The following is a 13,979-nucleotide window of genomic DNA, read 5'->3' as shown; positions in this document are numbered from 1 at the left end:
ACGGCTGATTCGTCGAACTGATGGCGCAAAGGGGAACGCCGGCGCTAGGTTCGCGTGTCATGAACGCGTCCGACGCGACCGCGTACGGGCTGCTCATTCACGGATGATGTGGAGAACCCATGGCTCATCTGGGATCCGGCCGTCGGCGGGCCCTCGCCGTTCCGGTCGGCCTGGCGCTCACGGCCTCACTCGCCTTCCTGCCCTCGGTGGCTGCCTCGGCCGCACCGCTGGGCGACACGGCGGGCCCGGCGACGGCCGCGAAGGCCGCCGCCACCGGCCCCGCGCTCTCGTACGTGGCGAACCTGACCGCGTACGGGACGGCCCGGCAGGCCAGGAAGGCCATCGAGCAGGCCGGCGGGACGGTGGTGACGTCCTATGAACAGATCGGCGTCGTCGTCGCACATTCCCAGAACCCGGACTTCGCCAAGCAGCTGCGGGCCCAGCGGAACCTGTTCGTGTCCGTGGGAGCCACCCGTACGGCCCCCCTGCAGACGGTGCAGACCACCGAGGAGGGCACGACCCAGCGGCTGGGCGACGCCGACGCCGCGCGGGCCGCGGCCCGGGCCGAGCCGGGCCAGGAGCCCCTGGAAGCGAACCAGTGGGACCTGCGGGCGATCAGGGCCGACCAGGCCCAGAAGGTCAACGCGGGCAGCCGGGACGTCACCGTCGGCGTCATCGACACGGGCGTGGACGACACCCACCCCGACCTCGCCCCGAACTTCTCGAAGGGCCAGTCCGCCAACTGCGTCGGCGGGGTCGCGGACACCACCGACGGCGCCTGGCGCCCCTACCCCGACGGCAGCGACCACGGCACGCACGTGGCGGGCACCATCGCCGCCGCCCGCAACGGGGTCGGCGTCAGCGGGGTCGCGCCCGGCGTCAAGGTCGCCGCGATCAAGGTGAGCGAGCCCGGGACCAGCCTCTTCTACACCGAGGCGGTGGTCTGCGGGTTCATGTTCGCCGCAGAGAAGGGCATCGCGGTCACCAACAACAGCTACTACGTCGACCCCTGGTACTTCAACTGCAAGACGGACGACGACCAGAAGGCACTGGTCGAGGCCCTCACCCGGGCCGGCAAGTACGCCGAGCGCAAGGGCGTGCTGAACGTGGCCGCCGCCGGCAACGAGAACTGGGACCTCGCCGCCGACTCGATCACCGACGACACCAGCCCGGACGACGCCACGCCGTCGCCGCGCACCATAGACCCGAAGGTCTGCCTGGACCTGCCCGCGCAGCTGCCGGGCGTGGTCACCGTCAGCGCGACCGGCGACAAGGGCTTCCGCTCGTACTACTCCAGCTACGGCCTCGGGGTCGTCGACGTGGCCGCCCCCGGCGGCGACAAGTGGCAGGTCCCGGCCACCCCCGACGCCAACGGCCGCGTGCTGTCCACCCTCCCGGGCGGCGGCTACGGCTACAAGCAGGGCACCTCGATGGCCACCCCGCACGTCGCGGGCGTCGCGGCCCTGCTCAAGAGCGCGCACCCGGGGGCCACGCCCTCCCAGCTCCAGGCGATGCTCAAGGCCCAGGCGACGAGGACCGCCTGCCCCGACAAGATCTACGACGGCACCGGCAACCTGGTCGACGCCACCACCTGCAAGGCCAAGTGGGGCCAGACCGGCTTCTACGGCGCGGGCGTGGTCGACGCCCTCAAGGCCGTCAAGCCGTAACGCCACGCGCCACGGCGGGGGGGGCCGGGCGGGGATCGCCCGCCCGGCCCCTCATGCGTCCGCCCCGTGCCGTCAGGGCTTGATCAGGACCTTGAGGGCGCTGCGGTCGTCCATGGCGCGGTAGCCGTCGGGGACCTCGTCCAGGGACACGGCCCGGTCGAAGACGGGCGCCGGGTCGATGGCGCCGCTCAGCACGTCCTCCAGCAGCTCCGGGATGTACGCGCGCACCGGTGCCACACCGCCGCGCAGGGTGATGTTGCGGTCGAACATCACCCCGAGGTCCAGGCCGGTGCCGCTGCCGTGCGGGACGCCGACGTAGCCGATGGCGCCGCCGTCGCGGGTGATGTTCACGGCCGTGCGCATGGACTGCTCGGTGCCCACCGCCTCGATGACCGCGTGCGCGCCCTGGCCGCCGGTCAGCTCGCGGACCGCCGCCTCGGCGGCCTCGCCGCGCTCGGCGACCACGTCGGTGGCCCCGAAGAGCTTCGCGATGTCCGTGCGGGCGCTGTGGCGGCCCAGGGCGATGATCCGCTCGGCGCCGAGGCGCTTGGCCGCGAGCACCCCGCACAGGCCGACCGCGCCGTCGCCGACGACGGCGACGGTGGAGCCCGCGCGGACGCCCGCGCCCAGGGCGGCGTGGTGGCCGGTGCCCATGACGTCGGAGAGCGCGAGCAGGCCGGTCAGCAGGTGGTCGTCGGAGGCGGCCGCGGCGGGCAGCTTCACCAGGGTGCCGTCGGCGTGCGGGACCCGCACGGCCTCGCCCTGGCCGCCGTCGAAGCCGACCGAGCCCCAGAAGCCGCCGTGCACGCAGGAGGTGTACAGGCCTTCGGAGCAGTAGTCGCAGGTGCCGTCGGACCACATGAACGGGGCCACGACCAGGTCGCCGGCCTTCAGGCCGGAGACGGCGGAGCCGGTCTCCTCGACGACGCCGAGGAACTCGTGCCCGATCCGCTGGCCCGGCTGGCGCTGGGCCTCGCCGCGGTAGGCCCACAGGTCGCTGCCGCAGATGCAGGCGCGCAGGACGCGGACGACGGCGTCCTCGGGGCGCTGGATCGCAGCGTCGGGCACCTCCTCCACGCGGATGTCGTGCGGGGCGTGGATGACGGTGGCGCGCATGGTGGTGCAGCCCTCCGGGGTAGTTCAGTCTTGTATGACTTCCCTACCGTACGCCTGCTTCCGGGCGAGTGCGCCCGAGGCCAGCAGGTACTGGGCCGCCAGGTACGTCGCCATGATCCAGAAGTCGGGACGCGGGAGCTGCGGCCACTCGGCCACCCCGGTCGCGATGAGCGTGTCGGAGAGCAGGAACAGCGCCCCGCCCACCCCGGCGACCCGGCCGAGCGCGCTGGAGCGGTAGGCCATGGAGGCCAGCAGCAGGCTGTAGCCGGCGACGGGGATCCGCAGCCCCGTCGGCAGGTCCCCCCACAGCAGCGCGACGGTCCCGACGAGCGCCGCGGCGTACGCGCCCCCGAGCGCGGGACTCGTCCGGCCCCGGCCGAACAGGAACAGGTAGCAGACGTGGCCGGCGGCGAAGGAGCCCATGCCGACGAGGAAGGCCGGCTCGGCGTCGAAGAGCAGGGCGAGGTCCCCGCCCCAGCCGAACAGCAGCGCGGCGACGAGCAGCCGGGGTGCGCGGAGGGTGAGCACGTACGCGACGAGCAGCGGCATCAGCAGGGGCTTGGCGACCACGTGCCCGGGGTGCCAGCCGGCGAGCAGCGCCGCGAGGTCGACGGCGGAGGCCACGGCGAAGGCGCCGAGCAGCACCCGCCCGGCGGTGCCGGCATCGGCGGGGGCGGACGTGCGGGACTGGGTGGCGCTCACGCGGCGGGCTCCGGGGCCTTCTCGGGCCGCGCGGCGGCGGCGGCCGGGGCGGGCTGCCAGCCGGGGCCGCGGAACACCCGCCCGGCGCGCTCGCGCCAGCTGCGGGCGGCGCGGACGTCGCGGGCGATGGCGGCGTACTCGTGGGTGGCGACGCGCAGGGGGTTGAAGGTGTTGATGTTCTTGGTGAGCCCGTAGACGGGCTGGTCCGTCTCCCCGACCCAGGAGCCGAACATCCGGTCCCAGACGATCAGGATGCCGCCGAAGTTGCGGTCCAGGTAGCCGCCCTGGGAGGCGTGGTGGACGCGGTGGTGGGAGGGGGTGTTGAAGACGTACTCGTAGGGGCGCGGCAGCTTCCCGATGCGCTCGGTGTGCACCCAGAACTGGTAGAGCAGGTTGATGCCGTAGCAGAACGGCACCGCGGCCGGGTGCACCCCGAGGGCGACCATCGGCAGGTAGAACCACCAGGTGGTCGCGCTGGTCCAGGGCTGGCGCAGGGCGGTGGTGAGGTTGAAGTTCCGGCTGCTGTGGTGGACGACGTGGCAGGCCCACAGGATGCGGATGACGTGGTGGAGCCGGTGCTGCCAGTAGTAGAGGAAGTCCTGGACGAGGAGCATCAGCAGGGCGGTCCACCACAGGAACGGCACCCGCAGCGGGGTCAGTTCGTAGACGGCGGTGAAGACCGCGACGACCGGGACCTTCCAGAGCAGGTCGAAGCCGATGCTGCCGAGGCCCATGGTGACGCTGGTGACCGCGTCCTTGGCGTCGTAGCCGGCGGCGTCCTCGTCGGGATGGAGCCGGTAGCTGACCACCTCGATGACGGTGAGCAGCACGAAGGCGGGTATGGACCACAGCACGACATCGGGCAGATTGGGCATGGGCGCACCTTAGGGCGGGTTCCGGGGTGCCGCTAGGGGTTGTTACCGATCAGTATCCGACGGGGTTACCCCGGGTACAAGGGGCAGTGCGCAGGCAGGGGTGGAAACCGCCGCACTTCGGGCGGCGGGCGGCCGGGGGCATCCCGCCGCGGATGGCCCGGCCCGGATCCCGCCCGGGCGGACCGGGCGGCCGGACCCCCGCCGGTCCCGCCCCGGCGGGACCCTCGCGTCACCAGACCCGGACCGAGCCCCCGCGGGCGAAGGCCGGGCTGGTGGCGTCGGGTGGGACGGACGCCAGGGGTTCGGCCACCTCCGTGACCAGCGGGCCGCACTTCGCCGCCAGCGCGTCCAGCCGGGGCAGGTCGAAGCCGTACACCCGGGCGGCGTTGCCGCCGACCATCGCCGCGACCTCCTCCCTCGGCAGGCCCGCGTACGCGATGCGCAGGCCCTCGCGGGAGTACGGGGTGGTGCCCTCGTCGTGGGGGTAGTCGCTGCCCCACATGATCTTGTCGAGGCCGATCCGCTCCCGCAGCGGGACCTCGTGGGGGCGCATGAAGCTGGCCCCCACGAAGCAGTTGTCCCGCCAGACCTCGCTCGGGCCCTTGCCCATCGAGTCGGCCAGCCCCGCCCCGAACTTGGACTCCGCCGTGGACGAGGCCGCGACCAGGCGGCCGTGGTAGTAGTCCAGCATCTGCAGGACGCCCGGGATCCAGCCCGAGCCCTGTTCCGTGAGGACCAGCTTCAGGCCCGGGTGGCGGCGGAAGGCGCCGCCGAAGACCAGGTGCCACAGGGCGCGGTGCGAGAACCAGGTGGTTTCGACCATGAAGACCGCGCGGGCCGCCGGCTCGTCCCCCAGCGGCGGGGACGCCGAGCCGCCGTGGTGGTTGACCGGGACGTCCAGTTCGTCGCAGACCGCCCAGATCGGGTCGTACGCCTGCGAGTACAGCTCGGGAACGGTCGAGCCGGGCGGGACGCCGGGCAGCAGGACGCCGCCCGTCAGCCCGGCCTCCCGGGTGCGGCGGATCTCCTTCACCGCCGCGTCCACGTCGTTGAGGAGGATCTGCGCCACCCCCGCCCGTCGGCCCGGGGCGTCCGCGCAGAAGTCGGCCAGCCAGCGGTTGTGGGCCTGGAGCCCGGCCCAGCGCAGCTCGTACTCGGCGGCCGTGGGCGGCTGCGCCATCAAGGAGGCCTTGGGGAAGAACGGCGGGATGGTGTTGGGGAAGACCACCTCCGCGACGATGCCGTCCGCCTCCAGCTCGGCGAGCCTGCGCGCGGAGTTCCAGTTGCGGTCGGCGGTGTCCGCGAGGAGGTCCTCGTACGGGTTGACGTACGCGGCGGCCCAGGCGTCGAACGCGTCGTGGTGGCGCCCGGCCAGGTACGGCTTGTAGTCCAGCAGGTCGGCGCCCGCGTGGCAGTCGGCCGAGATGACCGTGTAGCGGTCCTCCGTCATGCCGAGACCCCCAGTACCGGGAAGTCCTCGCCGGTGAGCCAGTGCCGGCCGGTCTCGCGGGAGCGGGCCCAGGAGGCCTCCACCGCCGCCTGGTCCGCGCCCTGGCCCAGCTCGGCCGGGGTGGGGCCGATCCGGCGGGCGAGCGGGGCGAGTTTCGCCGTGTCGAAGCCGAAGACCTCGGCCGCCGCCAGGCCCAGCATGCGCCGGGTCTCGTCGACGGGGATGTCGTGGAAGGTCCTCGCCAGCCAGGTGCGGGTGTCGGGCCAGGTGCCCTCGGGGTGCGGGAAGTCCGAGCCCCACAGGATGTTGTCCACGCCGATCTCGTAGCGCTGGGCCAGTTCGCGCCGCTTGGTGTTGGTGGCGCAGACGAACACCTGCCGGTCGAGGTACTCGCTGGGCGGGCGCTTCAGCTCGGCGAAGGGCGAGAGCTTCTTGCCGCCGTGCGCGCCGAGGTAGAGGCGGTCCATGAACCACAGCTGGTTCGGCAGCCACCAGCAGCCCGACTCGGCGACGCCGAACTTCAGGCCCGGGTGGCGTTCGAAGGCCCCGGACCACAGCAGGAACCACAGCGGGCGGGCGGGCCACCAGGTGACCTCGGAGACGTAGATGCCGAGGTGGTCGCCGTACTCGTGGCGCGGGGCGGCTCCCGAATGGGTGACGACGGGCATGCCGGTCTCGGCCGCGGCCGCCCAGACCGGGTCGTAGCGGCGGTCGTGGTAGGGGGCCTTGTCCACCCACATGGAGGGGATCATCAGGGCGCCGAGGCCGGACTCCTTGGCCCGGTGGATCTCGGCGACGACCTTGTCGGGTTCGGCGGTGACGGGCAGCAGCGCGACGCCGCAGTGCCGCTCGGGGTTGCGGGAGACGAACTCGGCGAGCCAGCGGTTGTGGGCCTGCGCGCCCGCCATGCCGAGTTCGGGGTCCTGGTCGCCGGAGAGGCCGAGGCCCACGCCGAACGGCGCGGCGGTCTGGCTGTCCACGGCGTCGGCGTCGGGGAAGACGACCTCGGCGGCGACCCCGTCGCCGTCGAGCTCCTTCAGGCGCTGGGCGGAGTCCCAGCCGCCCTTCAGCCCTTCCTCGTGGTCGTGGAACCACTTCTCGGCGAAGGCCTCGTTGCGGATGCCGAGGCGGGTGGCCTCCTCGCGGCGGGCGTCGCGCTGGCCGAGGAACTCGTCGAAGGCGCGGTGGAAGCGGGGGTCGAGGTAGGGGCGGTACTGCTCGGTGGGCAGTCCGGCGTGGCAGTCGGAGGAGATGATCAGGTACGGGTCTTCGTACGCGTTCACGCTGTTTCTCCTCAGTCGAGGATGAAGCTCTCCAGGTAGGCGGGGTTGGCGCGGTCGAGCATGGACTGCGAACGGGCCCGGATCTGCCGGTCGCTGTGCTCACTGGCCGGGAGCATCCAGAAGCGGTCGGCGCGGATGCCGTCGACGACGTGCCCGGCGACCTCCTCGACCGGGGTGAAGCGCACCTCGTGCCCGGCCGCGCGCATGGCGGACTCGTACTGGTCCAGGGTCCGGTACGGGGACCTGCGCGGGCGCTCCTTCGCGTAGCGCTCGGGGCGGTTGCGGTGCGACTCCCACAGCCCGGTGCGCAGCATGTGCGGTCCGGGGAAGAGGACGGAGGCGCCGACGGCGGCGCCCTCCGCCTTGAGGTGGGCGTAGAGGGACTCGGTCATGGTGACCACGGCGGCCTTGGTGACGGCGTACACGGAGGCGGTGGGCAGCGGGGCGATGCCGCCGTCGCCGGAGGAGGTGTTGACGACGTGCCCGGGGGCGCCGCCGGCGATCATGCGGGGGACGAAGGCCTGGATGCCGTGGAAGACGCCCCAGACGTTGACGGAGAAGGCCCACTTCCAGTCGTTGGGCTCGTGCTCCCACATCCGGCCCTCGGCGCCCGAGCCGACGCCCGCGTTGTTGCACAGCACGTGGACCGCGCCGAAGGCCTCGTAGGCGGCGTCGGCGAGGGCGACGACGGAGTCGCGGTCGCTGACGTCGACGGTCCGGGCCAGCACCTCGGCGCCCTGCGCCCGCAGGTCCTCGGCGGCCTTGCGCAGGGCGCCCTCCTCGACGTCGGCGAGGACCACCCTGAGCCCCTCGGCGGCGAAGCGGCGGGCGAGGGCCAGGCCGATCCCGCTCGCGGCTCCGGTGACGACGGCCACCTGTCCGGGTTCGAGCCGCATCTCACGCACTCCCCTCGGGCGGGCCGTCGAAGGCCTGCTGCGGATCGTCGTAGCGCTGGTGGAGGTACGGGATCAGCGCCTGCGCGCTGACCCTCTCGACGGCCCGGCCCTTCTGGTCGGTGGTCTTCTCCCCGATGGTGAGCTCCACGAGGCGGCGTACGGGGAGGTCGGCGACCGGGTCGAACATCGACTCGCGCAGGACCACGTCACCGGTGAGGTGCTCCAGCCGGCGGACCTTCTCGTTGCGCGTGCAGTGCACGAGGACCGGGTCGTCCTCGAAGCCGGAGCCGTCGACGGCCGGGAGGAACTTGAAGTAGAAGTCGGTCTTCTGCGCCGGCTCGGGCAGCGGCAGCTCGCGGTCCACCGCCCCGCGGACCTCCACGAAGGCGATGCCGTGCCGGGCCAGGGAAGCGCGCACGACCAGCCCCTCGCGCTCCACCGTGACCTCGCCCAGCTTCTTCGGCTCGCCGAAGACCTCGCGGCCGCCGGTCAGGGCGCGCTCGTGGGTCATCGGCATGACCAGCGGGTACCAGCCCTCGACCCCGGCGTGCCGGGCGGCGACGGCCACCGAGCCGGCGCCGAGCGGGTAGCCGGGCAGGTCGACCTTGCTGATGTTGGCCCGCACCAGCGGCCGTTCGCCGGGCTTCAGCGGTGGCGGCAGGACGGCCGCCACCACGTCCGGGTCGGTCTCCCAGACGGCCACGACTCCGGTGGACCAGATGTCGGGGAGGTTCGAGCTCTTCTCGCGCGACGCGGCGGTCTCCGCCTCGGTGCGCGCTCCGTACCGTACGCGTGCCATGTTCCGCACCACCCTTCTGGGGGTCCCCCCTGACGGAGTCCAGGAGGGGTTCTGTAACACAGTTACACCGCCGCCGATGAAGGGTAAAGAGGGCCGCACACAAGAAAACTGACGATACGTCGGATCACCGGACCCGGGGAGGACGCCGATGGCGAGGAGCCCGCTCACCCGCGAGGCGGTACTGGAGGCGGCCGCCGCGCTGGTCAGACGGCGCGGCCCGGACGCCCTCACCATGCGCGGGCTGGCCGCCGAGCTCGGGACGGCCGTCACCTCGATCTACTGGCACGTGGGCAACCGCGAGCAGCTCCTCGACGCGCTCGTCGAGCGGACCGTCCGGGACATGGGAGCCATCCGGCCGGCCGGCGGCACCCCCGCCGAGCGCATCGTGTCCGTGGCCCGCAGCATGCGCCGCGAGCTGCGCGAGCGGCCGCACCTGATCGGCATGGTCCACGAACGCGGCCTGACCGACCGGATGTTCCTGCCGGCCCAGCGCGCGCTGGTCGCCGAGGTGCGGGCGGCGGGGCTGCGCGGGGCCCGCGCCGCCGACGCCGTGCGCGCCGTCCAGTTCCAGGTGGTGGGCTTCGTCCTGGTGGAACGCAACCGCGAGCGCTCCCCCGTCCAGTCCCCCGGCGAGGGCGAGCTGTGGGACCCGCCCCCCGGCTCCGCCGCCGACGACCCGGACCTGGCCCGCGCCCTGGCCCGCCCGGCGGACCCGGAGCGGCTGTTCCTGCTGTCGGTACGGGCCCTGACGGAATCCCTGCTCCGGGCGCCCGGAGCCTGACCGGGCCCACGGCCGGCCGGAGGTGGCGGACCTCACGTCCCGCCGGGCACCGCAGGCGGCGGGCGGCGACTGTCAGTGTCTGCCCGTATCCTCTATGACCATGCTCGACGACCGTACGACCGCAGACACGACGTGGCCGACCGCGTACCCCCAGGGGTACGCGGTCGTCGACGTGGAGACGACCGGGCTCGCTCGCGACGACCGGATAGTCTCCGCGGCCGTCTACCGGCTCGACGCGCAGGGCAACGTCGAGGACCACTGGTACAGCCTCGTCAACCCCCGCCGGGACCCCGGCCCGGTCTGGATCCACGGCCTGACCAGCGAGATGCTGGCGGACGCGCCCCTCTTCGAAGACATCGCCGGGGAGTTCGCCGAGCGGCTCGCGGACCGCGTCCTCGTCGCGCACAACGCCATCTTCGACTGGCAGATGATCGCCCGGGAGTACGCGCGGGCCTCGTCGGCCGCGCCCGTGCGGCAACGGCTCTGCACCATCGCCCTGTCGAAGGAACTGGACCTCCCGCTGCCCAACCACAAGCTGGAGTCCCTCGCCGCGCACTACGGCGTGGTCCAGCAGCGCGCCCACCACGCGCTCGACGACGCCCGGGTGCTGGCGGAGGCCTTCCGCCCGTCGCTGCACGCGGCCGCGCGGGACGGCGTGCGCCTCCCGCTGCTGGAGTGCCGCCCGCTGACGGAGTGGTCGGACACCCCCGCCACACCCCGGGTCGGCTACCAGGCCTCGTACGGGGGCAGCTGGCGCGCCTCGCGGAAGCTGCCGCCCTCCCCGTACCCCAACCCGGGGCGCTTCGAGGACGGCGAGCCGCTGAAGCAGGGCATGCGGGTCGCCTTCTCCGGGGACACCTCGGTGGACCGGGAGCTGCTGGAGGACCGGGCCGTGGAGGCCGGGCTGCACATCGCGACCAGCGTGTCGCGGCTCACCAGCCTGCTGGTGACCAACGACCCCGACTCGGCGACCTCCAAGACGGTCAAGGCCAGGTCCTTCGGCACCCCGGTGGTGGACGAGGCGGCCTTCACGCAGCTGCTGCGGGACGTGGCACCCGCCGGGGAGCAGTAGGCGGACGTTGCTCCGGGCGGGTGCAGGCGCGGCGACTCACCCCCGTGGATCTTGTTCGGGCCCGCCGGCCCGCGAAGCATGCGGCGCATGGCACGTTGTGAGGTCTGCGGAAACGACTACGGCATGTCCTTCGAGGTGCACGCGCAGGGCGCGGTGCACGTCTTCGACTGCTTCTCCTGCGCCATCCACCGTATGGCGCCCATCTGCGAGCACTGCCGGGTCCAGATCATCGGGCAGGGCGTGGAGGTCGAGGGGCAGTGGTTCTGCGGCGGGCACTGCGCCCGCGCGGAGGGGAAGGTGGGCATCGTCGACCGCGTCTGACCGTCCCCCCTCACCCCTCCCCTCCTCCCCCGGACCCCGGAAGGCCACCCGGCTGCCGGGGTCCCCTGCCGTGCGGGTACCGTCGTGGGCGTGTACCGCTTTGTGCTGACCCGGCAGTGGGTGTGCCTCACCCTCATCGCCCTCGTCCTCATCCCCGTGATGATCAAGCTGGGCTTCTGGCAGTTCCACCGCCATGAGCACCGGGTCGCCCAGAACGAGCTGATCGCGCAGAACCTCTCCGCGAAGCCCGTGCCGGTGACCGAGGTCACCTCGCCCGGCCACACCGTCCCGCGGTCCGACTACTGGCGTGCCGTCACGGCCACCGGTACGTACGACTCCGCGCACGAGGTCGTGGTCCGGATGCGCACCTCGAACGACGACAAGGTCGGCTTCCAGGTCGTGACCCCGCTGGTGCTGGGCGACGGACGGGTGGTGCTGGTCAACCGGGGCTGGGTGCCCGGCGGGGACGACCCGACCGCCTACCCGCCGGTGCCGGCCGCGCCTTCGGGCGAGGTGACGGTCGCCGGCCGACTCAAGGCCGACGAGACCAGCGGGGACAGCGGGATCAAGGACCGCAAGGGCCTGCCCGACCGCCAGGTGATGCTGGTCAACAGCGAGCAGCAGGCCGCCGCCCTGGGCAGGCGGGTCCTCGGCGGCTACCTGGAGCTCACCTCCCCGCTGCCGCAGAGCGGCGGCCCCGAGGCGGTGGCGGAGCCCGACCACGACTCGATCGGCCCGCACATGGCGTACGCCGTGCAGTGGTGGCTGTTCGCGGCGGCCGTGCCGGTGGGATGGGTGGTGCTGGTCCGCCGGGAGCGGCGCGACCGCGAGGCGGCCGCGGCGGCCCCGGCCGGGGCCGTGTCGCCGGAGCCCGCTTCGGCGTAGGTTGGCCGTATGGATCTTGGACTGAAGGACCGTGTCTACATCGTCACCGGCGCCACCCGCGGCCTGGGCTTCGCCTCCGCGCGGGAGCTGGCCGCCGAGGGCGCGAAGGTGCTGCTGACCGGCCGGGACGGGGAACGGGCGGCGGCCGCGGCCGCCGGACTGGGGCCCGACGCGGTGGGCCTGGCGGCGGACAACTCCGACCCGGGGTCCGCCGGGCGGCTGGTGGCCGAGGCCAAGGAGCGCTTCGGGCGGCTCGACGGCATCCTCATCAGCGTCGGCGGACCGGCGCCGGGCGTCGCGGCGGACAACACCGACGAGCAGTGGGCGGCGGCGTTCGAGTCGGTCTTCCTGGGCGCGGTGCGGCTGGCCCGGGCGGCGGCCGCGGAGTTGGGCGAGGGCGGGGTCATCGGCTTCGTCCTGTCGGGCTCGGTGCACGAGCCGATCCCCGGCCTGACCATCTCGAACGGCCTGCGGCCGGGGCTGGCGGGCTTCGCGAAGTCCCTCTCGGTGGACCTGGGGCCGCGCGGGATCCGCGTGATCGGGCTGCTGCCGGCCAGGATCGACACCGACCGGGTGCGGGAGCTGGACACGCTGTCCGGCGACGCGGCGGCCGCGCGCTCGCTGCACGAGTCCCGGATCCCGCTGCGGCGTTACGGCACGCCGGAGGAGTTCGGCCGCACGGCGGCGTTCCTCCTCTCGCCGGCGGCCTCCTACCTCACGGGCGTGATGGTCCCGGTGGACGGCGGCTCCCGCCACGGCTTCTAGCCGCAGGGGCGGCTCCGGCCCCACGGAGCGCCTCCCCACCCGGCGCCTCCAACGCCGGTGGGGCCGGAATTTCGCCGCGCGAAATTCCGGCCCGCGCGGCGATGGGGCGCAACGGGTGGGGGGCGGAGCCCCGGGGCGTCAGTCCGACAGGCCCGCCAGGTCGCGCAGGCGGCGGGCCTGGGCGGCGCGTTCGGCGGCGCGCTGGTCGTCGTACGGGCGGGAGCCGGCCGTGCGCAGCAGCGCCTTGGTCTCGATGACGGCGTCGCGCGGCGGGGCCAGCAGGGCGGTGGTGAGGTCCTGGACGGCGGCGTCGAGCTCGTCGGCCGGGACGACGAGGTTCGCCAGGCCCACCCGCTCGGCCTCCTCGGCGTGCACGAAGCGGCCCGTCGCGCAGATCTCGAGCGCGCGGGCGTAGCCGACCAGGGCGGTCAGCGGCTGGGTGCCGGCCAGGTCCGGGACCAGGCCCAGGCTGGTCTCGCGCATGGCGAACTGCACGTCGTCCGCGACGACCCGCAGGTCGCACGCGAGCGCGAGCTGGAAGCCGGCGCCGATGGCGTGCCCCTGTACGGCGGCGATGGAGACGATGTCATTGCGGCGCCACCAGGTGAAGGCCTCCTGGTACTCGGCGATCGTGGAGTCGAGCAGTTCGTCGGAACCGCGCGCCAGATCGAGGAAGGACGGCTCGCCCTCGAAACCCTCGGGGGTGAACGCCTGCCGGTCGAGCCCCGCGGAGAAGGACTTGCCCTCGCCGCGCAGCACGACGACCCGGACCGTGCCGGGCAGCGACCGTCCGGCCTCCGCCAACGCCCGCCAGAGCGCGGGGGACTGAGCGTTTCGCTTGGCCGGATTGGTCAGCGTCACCGTGGCGACCGTGTCGTCGATGGTGAGCCGTACGCCATCCTTGTCGAGCAGAGCCATCTGGTGCCTCCGGTGTGCAGTCGTGGCCGGACGCCCGGCCTAAGTGACTGCACAGTAACCACCCAGCCGACCTGGGGGCCGACCGGGGGTCACCGAAGGAACCATGTACGGAACAGCAGCGGTACAGCGTGGGACAACATGGAACGGAACGGAGCTGTCGGACGGTCCTCGGCACCGCCCCGGCCCGGGGGCCAGGGTCAGGCCGCGGCCGCCTTCTTGCCGCGCGTCGCGCCACCGCGACCACGCAGCGTCACTCCGGACTCGCTGAGCATCCGGTGGACGAATCCGTAGGACCGGCCGGTCTCTTCGGCCAGCGCCCGGATACTCGCACCGGAGTCGTACTTCTTCTTCAGGTCTGCCGCGAGCTTGTCGCGCGCGGCGCCGGTCACCCGGCTGCCCTTCTTCAGAGTCTCGGCCACCCGTGCCTCCTCGTGGGAAGTGCGCTCTGT

15 protein-coding genes are annotated in these 13,979 nt (G+C 73.3%); 6 read left to right on the top strand and 9 right to left on the bottom strand.

The window, feature by feature from the left end; all coding sequences use genetic code 11:
• Nucleotides 1-119 precede the first annotated feature (119 nt).
• A complete protein-coding gene (locus ACIRBY_RS11685; RefSeq protein WP_403899457.1) occupies nucleotides 120-1,667 on the top strand; it encodes a S8 family serine peptidase in 1,548 nt (515 codons plus the stop codon).
• A gap of 72 nt (nucleotides 1,668-1,739) precedes the next feature.
• Here the strand turns inward: ACIRBY_RS11685 and ACIRBY_RS11680 are convergent, their stop codons facing one another.
• The 7 genes from ACIRBY_RS11680 to ACIRBY_RS11650 form a co-directional block, all read right to left on the bottom strand.
• Complete coding sequence (locus ACIRBY_RS11680) at nucleotides 1,740-2,783, bottom strand: zinc-dependent alcohol dehydrogenase family protein (RefSeq protein WP_403899454.1); 1,044 nt, start codon at nucleotides 2,781-2,783, stop codon at nucleotides 1,740-1,742.
• A 24-nt stretch (nucleotides 2,784-2,807) separates the two neighbouring features.
• On the bottom strand, nucleotides 2,808-3,485 hold the full coding sequence (locus ACIRBY_RS11675; RefSeq protein ID WP_403899451.1) for a lysoplasmalogenase: 678 nt from the start codon (nucleotides 3,483-3,485) through the stop codon (nucleotides 2,808-2,810).
• A complete protein-coding gene (locus ACIRBY_RS11670; RefSeq protein WP_403899448.1) occupies nucleotides 3,482-4,360 on the bottom strand; it encodes a sterol desaturase family protein in 879 nt (292 codons plus the stop codon). Before ACIRBY_RS11670 ends, ACIRBY_RS11675 begins: the two co-directional genes overlap by 4 nt.
• Nucleotides 4,361-4,589: 229 nt before the next feature.
• Nucleotides 4,590-5,810, bottom strand: coding sequence for an amidohydrolase family protein (locus ACIRBY_RS11665; RefSeq protein ID WP_403899446.1), 1,221 nt, complete (start codon nucleotides 5,808-5,810; stop codon nucleotides 4,590-4,592).
• Nucleotides 5,807-7,093, bottom strand: a complete 1,287-nt coding sequence (locus ACIRBY_RS11660) for an amidohydrolase family protein (RefSeq protein ID WP_403899443.1) — start codon at nucleotides 7,091-7,093, stop codon at nucleotides 5,807-5,809. The genes ACIRBY_RS11665 and ACIRBY_RS11660 overlap by 4 nt, the downstream gene beginning before the upstream one ends.
• 11 nt (nucleotides 7,094-7,104) lie before the next feature.
• Nucleotides 7,105-7,989 carry an SDR family NAD(P)-dependent oxidoreductase gene (locus ACIRBY_RS11655; protein WP_403899440.1) on the bottom strand — a complete coding sequence of 295 codons (885 nt, stop codon included), beginning with the start codon at nucleotides 7,987-7,989 and terminating at the stop codon, nucleotides 7,105-7,107.
• A gap of 1 nt (nucleotide 7,990) precedes the next feature.
• Nucleotides 7,991-8,788, bottom strand: a complete 798-nt coding sequence (locus ACIRBY_RS11650; RefSeq protein ID WP_403899438.1) for an acetoacetate decarboxylase family protein — start codon at nucleotides 8,786-8,788, stop codon at nucleotides 7,991-7,993.
• A gap of 148 nt (nucleotides 8,789-8,936) precedes the next feature.
• On the opposite strand from ACIRBY_RS11650, the gene ACIRBY_RS11645 reads away from it, so the two are divergent.
• The 5 genes from ACIRBY_RS11645 to ACIRBY_RS11625 all read left to right on the top strand — a co-directional run bounded on the left by ACIRBY_RS11645 (nucleotide 8,937) and on the right by ACIRBY_RS11625 (nucleotide 12,612).
• The gene (locus tag ACIRBY_RS11645; protein WP_403899435.1) at nucleotides 8,937-9,569 is read left to right on the top strand and encodes a TetR/AcrR family transcriptional regulator; all 633 of its coding nucleotides are present in this window, start codon (nucleotides 8,937-8,939) and stop codon (nucleotides 9,567-9,569) included.
• A 94-nt stretch (nucleotides 9,570-9,663) separates the two neighbouring features.
• Nucleotides 9,664-10,641: a DEDDh family exonuclease gene (locus ACIRBY_RS11640; RefSeq protein ID WP_403899432.1), complete on the top strand. Its 978-nt coding sequence runs from the start codon at nucleotides 9,664-9,666 to the stop codon at nucleotides 10,639-10,641.
• Between the two features lie 87 nt (nucleotides 10,642-10,728).
• On the top strand, nucleotides 10,729-10,962 hold the full coding sequence (locus tag ACIRBY_RS11635) for a hypothetical protein (RefSeq protein WP_079431638.1): 234 nt from the start codon (nucleotides 10,729-10,731) through the stop codon (nucleotides 10,960-10,962).
• A gap of 90 nt (nucleotides 10,963-11,052) precedes the next feature.
• On the top strand, nucleotides 11,053-11,847 hold the full coding sequence (locus ACIRBY_RS11630; protein ID WP_403899429.1) for an SURF1 family protein: 795 nt from the start codon (nucleotides 11,053-11,055) through the stop codon (nucleotides 11,845-11,847).
• Between the two features lie 9 nt (nucleotides 11,848-11,856).
• The gene (locus ACIRBY_RS11625) at nucleotides 11,857-12,612 is read left to right on the top strand and encodes an SDR family oxidoreductase (RefSeq protein WP_403899426.1); all 756 of its coding nucleotides are present in this window, start codon (nucleotides 11,857-11,859) and stop codon (nucleotides 12,610-12,612) included.
• Nucleotides 12,613-12,750: 138 nt separating this feature from the next.
• On the opposite strand, the gene ACIRBY_RS11620 is transcribed toward ACIRBY_RS11625, so the two are convergent.
• Both ACIRBY_RS11620 and ACIRBY_RS11615 read right to left on the bottom strand, forming a co-directional pair.
• Nucleotides 12,751-13,530 (bottom strand): enoyl-CoA hydratase/isomerase family protein, encoded by a 780-nt coding sequence (locus ACIRBY_RS11620; protein ID WP_042818142.1) that lies wholly within the window; start codon nucleotides 13,528-13,530, stop codon nucleotides 12,751-12,753.
• A gap of 197 nt (nucleotides 13,531-13,727) precedes the next feature.
• The gene (locus ACIRBY_RS11615; protein WP_007263382.1) at nucleotides 13,728-13,949 is read right to left on the bottom strand and encodes a helix-turn-helix domain-containing protein; all 222 of its coding nucleotides are present in this window, start codon (nucleotides 13,947-13,949) and stop codon (nucleotides 13,728-13,730) included.
• Between the last annotated feature and the right edge of the window lie 30 nt (nucleotides 13,950-13,979).

The organism is Streptomyces sp. NPDC096136 (assembly GCF_044763325.1).
In the GTDB taxonomy this organism is placed as follows: domain Bacteria; phylum Actinomycetota; class Actinomycetes; order Streptomycetales; family Streptomycetaceae; genus Streptomyces.
Note: the sequence above shows the minus strand (reverse complement) of the source record. Positions and strands in the feature narration are given on the sequence as shown.

What these genes read in the sequence shown, in the direction of transcription:
- ACIRBY_RS11650 (WP_403899438.1), bottom strand. Translation starts at nt 8,788, where the DNA reads ATGGCACGCGTACGGTACGGAGCGCGCACCGAGGCGGAGACCGCCGCG.
- ACIRBY_RS11640 (WP_403899432.1), top strand. Translation starts at nt 9,664, where the DNA reads ATGACCATGCTCGACGACCGTACGACCGCAGACACGACGTGGCCGACC.
- ACIRBY_RS11685 (WP_403899457.1), top strand. Translation starts at nt 120, where the DNA reads ATGGCTCATCTGGGATCCGGCCGTCGGCGGGCCCTCGCCGTTCCGGTC.
- ACIRBY_RS11670 (WP_403899448.1), bottom strand. Translation starts at nt 4,360, where the DNA reads ATGCCCAATCTGCCCGATGTCGTGCTGTGGTCCATACCCGCCTTCGTG.
- ACIRBY_RS11620 (WP_042818142.1), bottom strand. Translation starts at nt 13,530, where the DNA reads ATGGCTCTGCTCGACAAGGATGGCGTACGGCTCACCATCGACGACACG.
- ACIRBY_RS11655 (WP_403899440.1), bottom strand. Translation starts at nt 7,989, where the DNA reads ATGCGGCTCGAACCCGGACAGGTGGCCGTCGTCACCGGAGCCGCGAGC.
- ACIRBY_RS11645 (WP_403899435.1), top strand. Translation starts at nt 8,937, where the DNA reads ATGGCGAGGAGCCCGCTCACCCGCGAGGCGGTACTGGAGGCGGCCGCC.
- ACIRBY_RS11665 (WP_403899446.1), bottom strand. Translation starts at nt 5,810, where the DNA reads ATGACGGAGGACCGCTACACGGTCATCTCGGCCGACTGCCACGCGGGC.
- ACIRBY_RS11680 (WP_403899454.1), bottom strand. Translation starts at nt 2,783, where the DNA reads ATGCGCGCCACCGTCATCCACGCCCCGCACGACATCCGCGTGGAGGAG.
- ACIRBY_RS11635 (WP_079431638.1), top strand. Translation starts at nt 10,729, where the DNA reads ATGGCACGTTGTGAGGTCTGCGGAAACGACTACGGCATGTCCTTCGAG.
- ACIRBY_RS11625 (WP_403899426.1), top strand. Translation starts at nt 11,857, where the DNA reads ATGGATCTTGGACTGAAGGACCGTGTCTACATCGTCACCGGCGCCACC.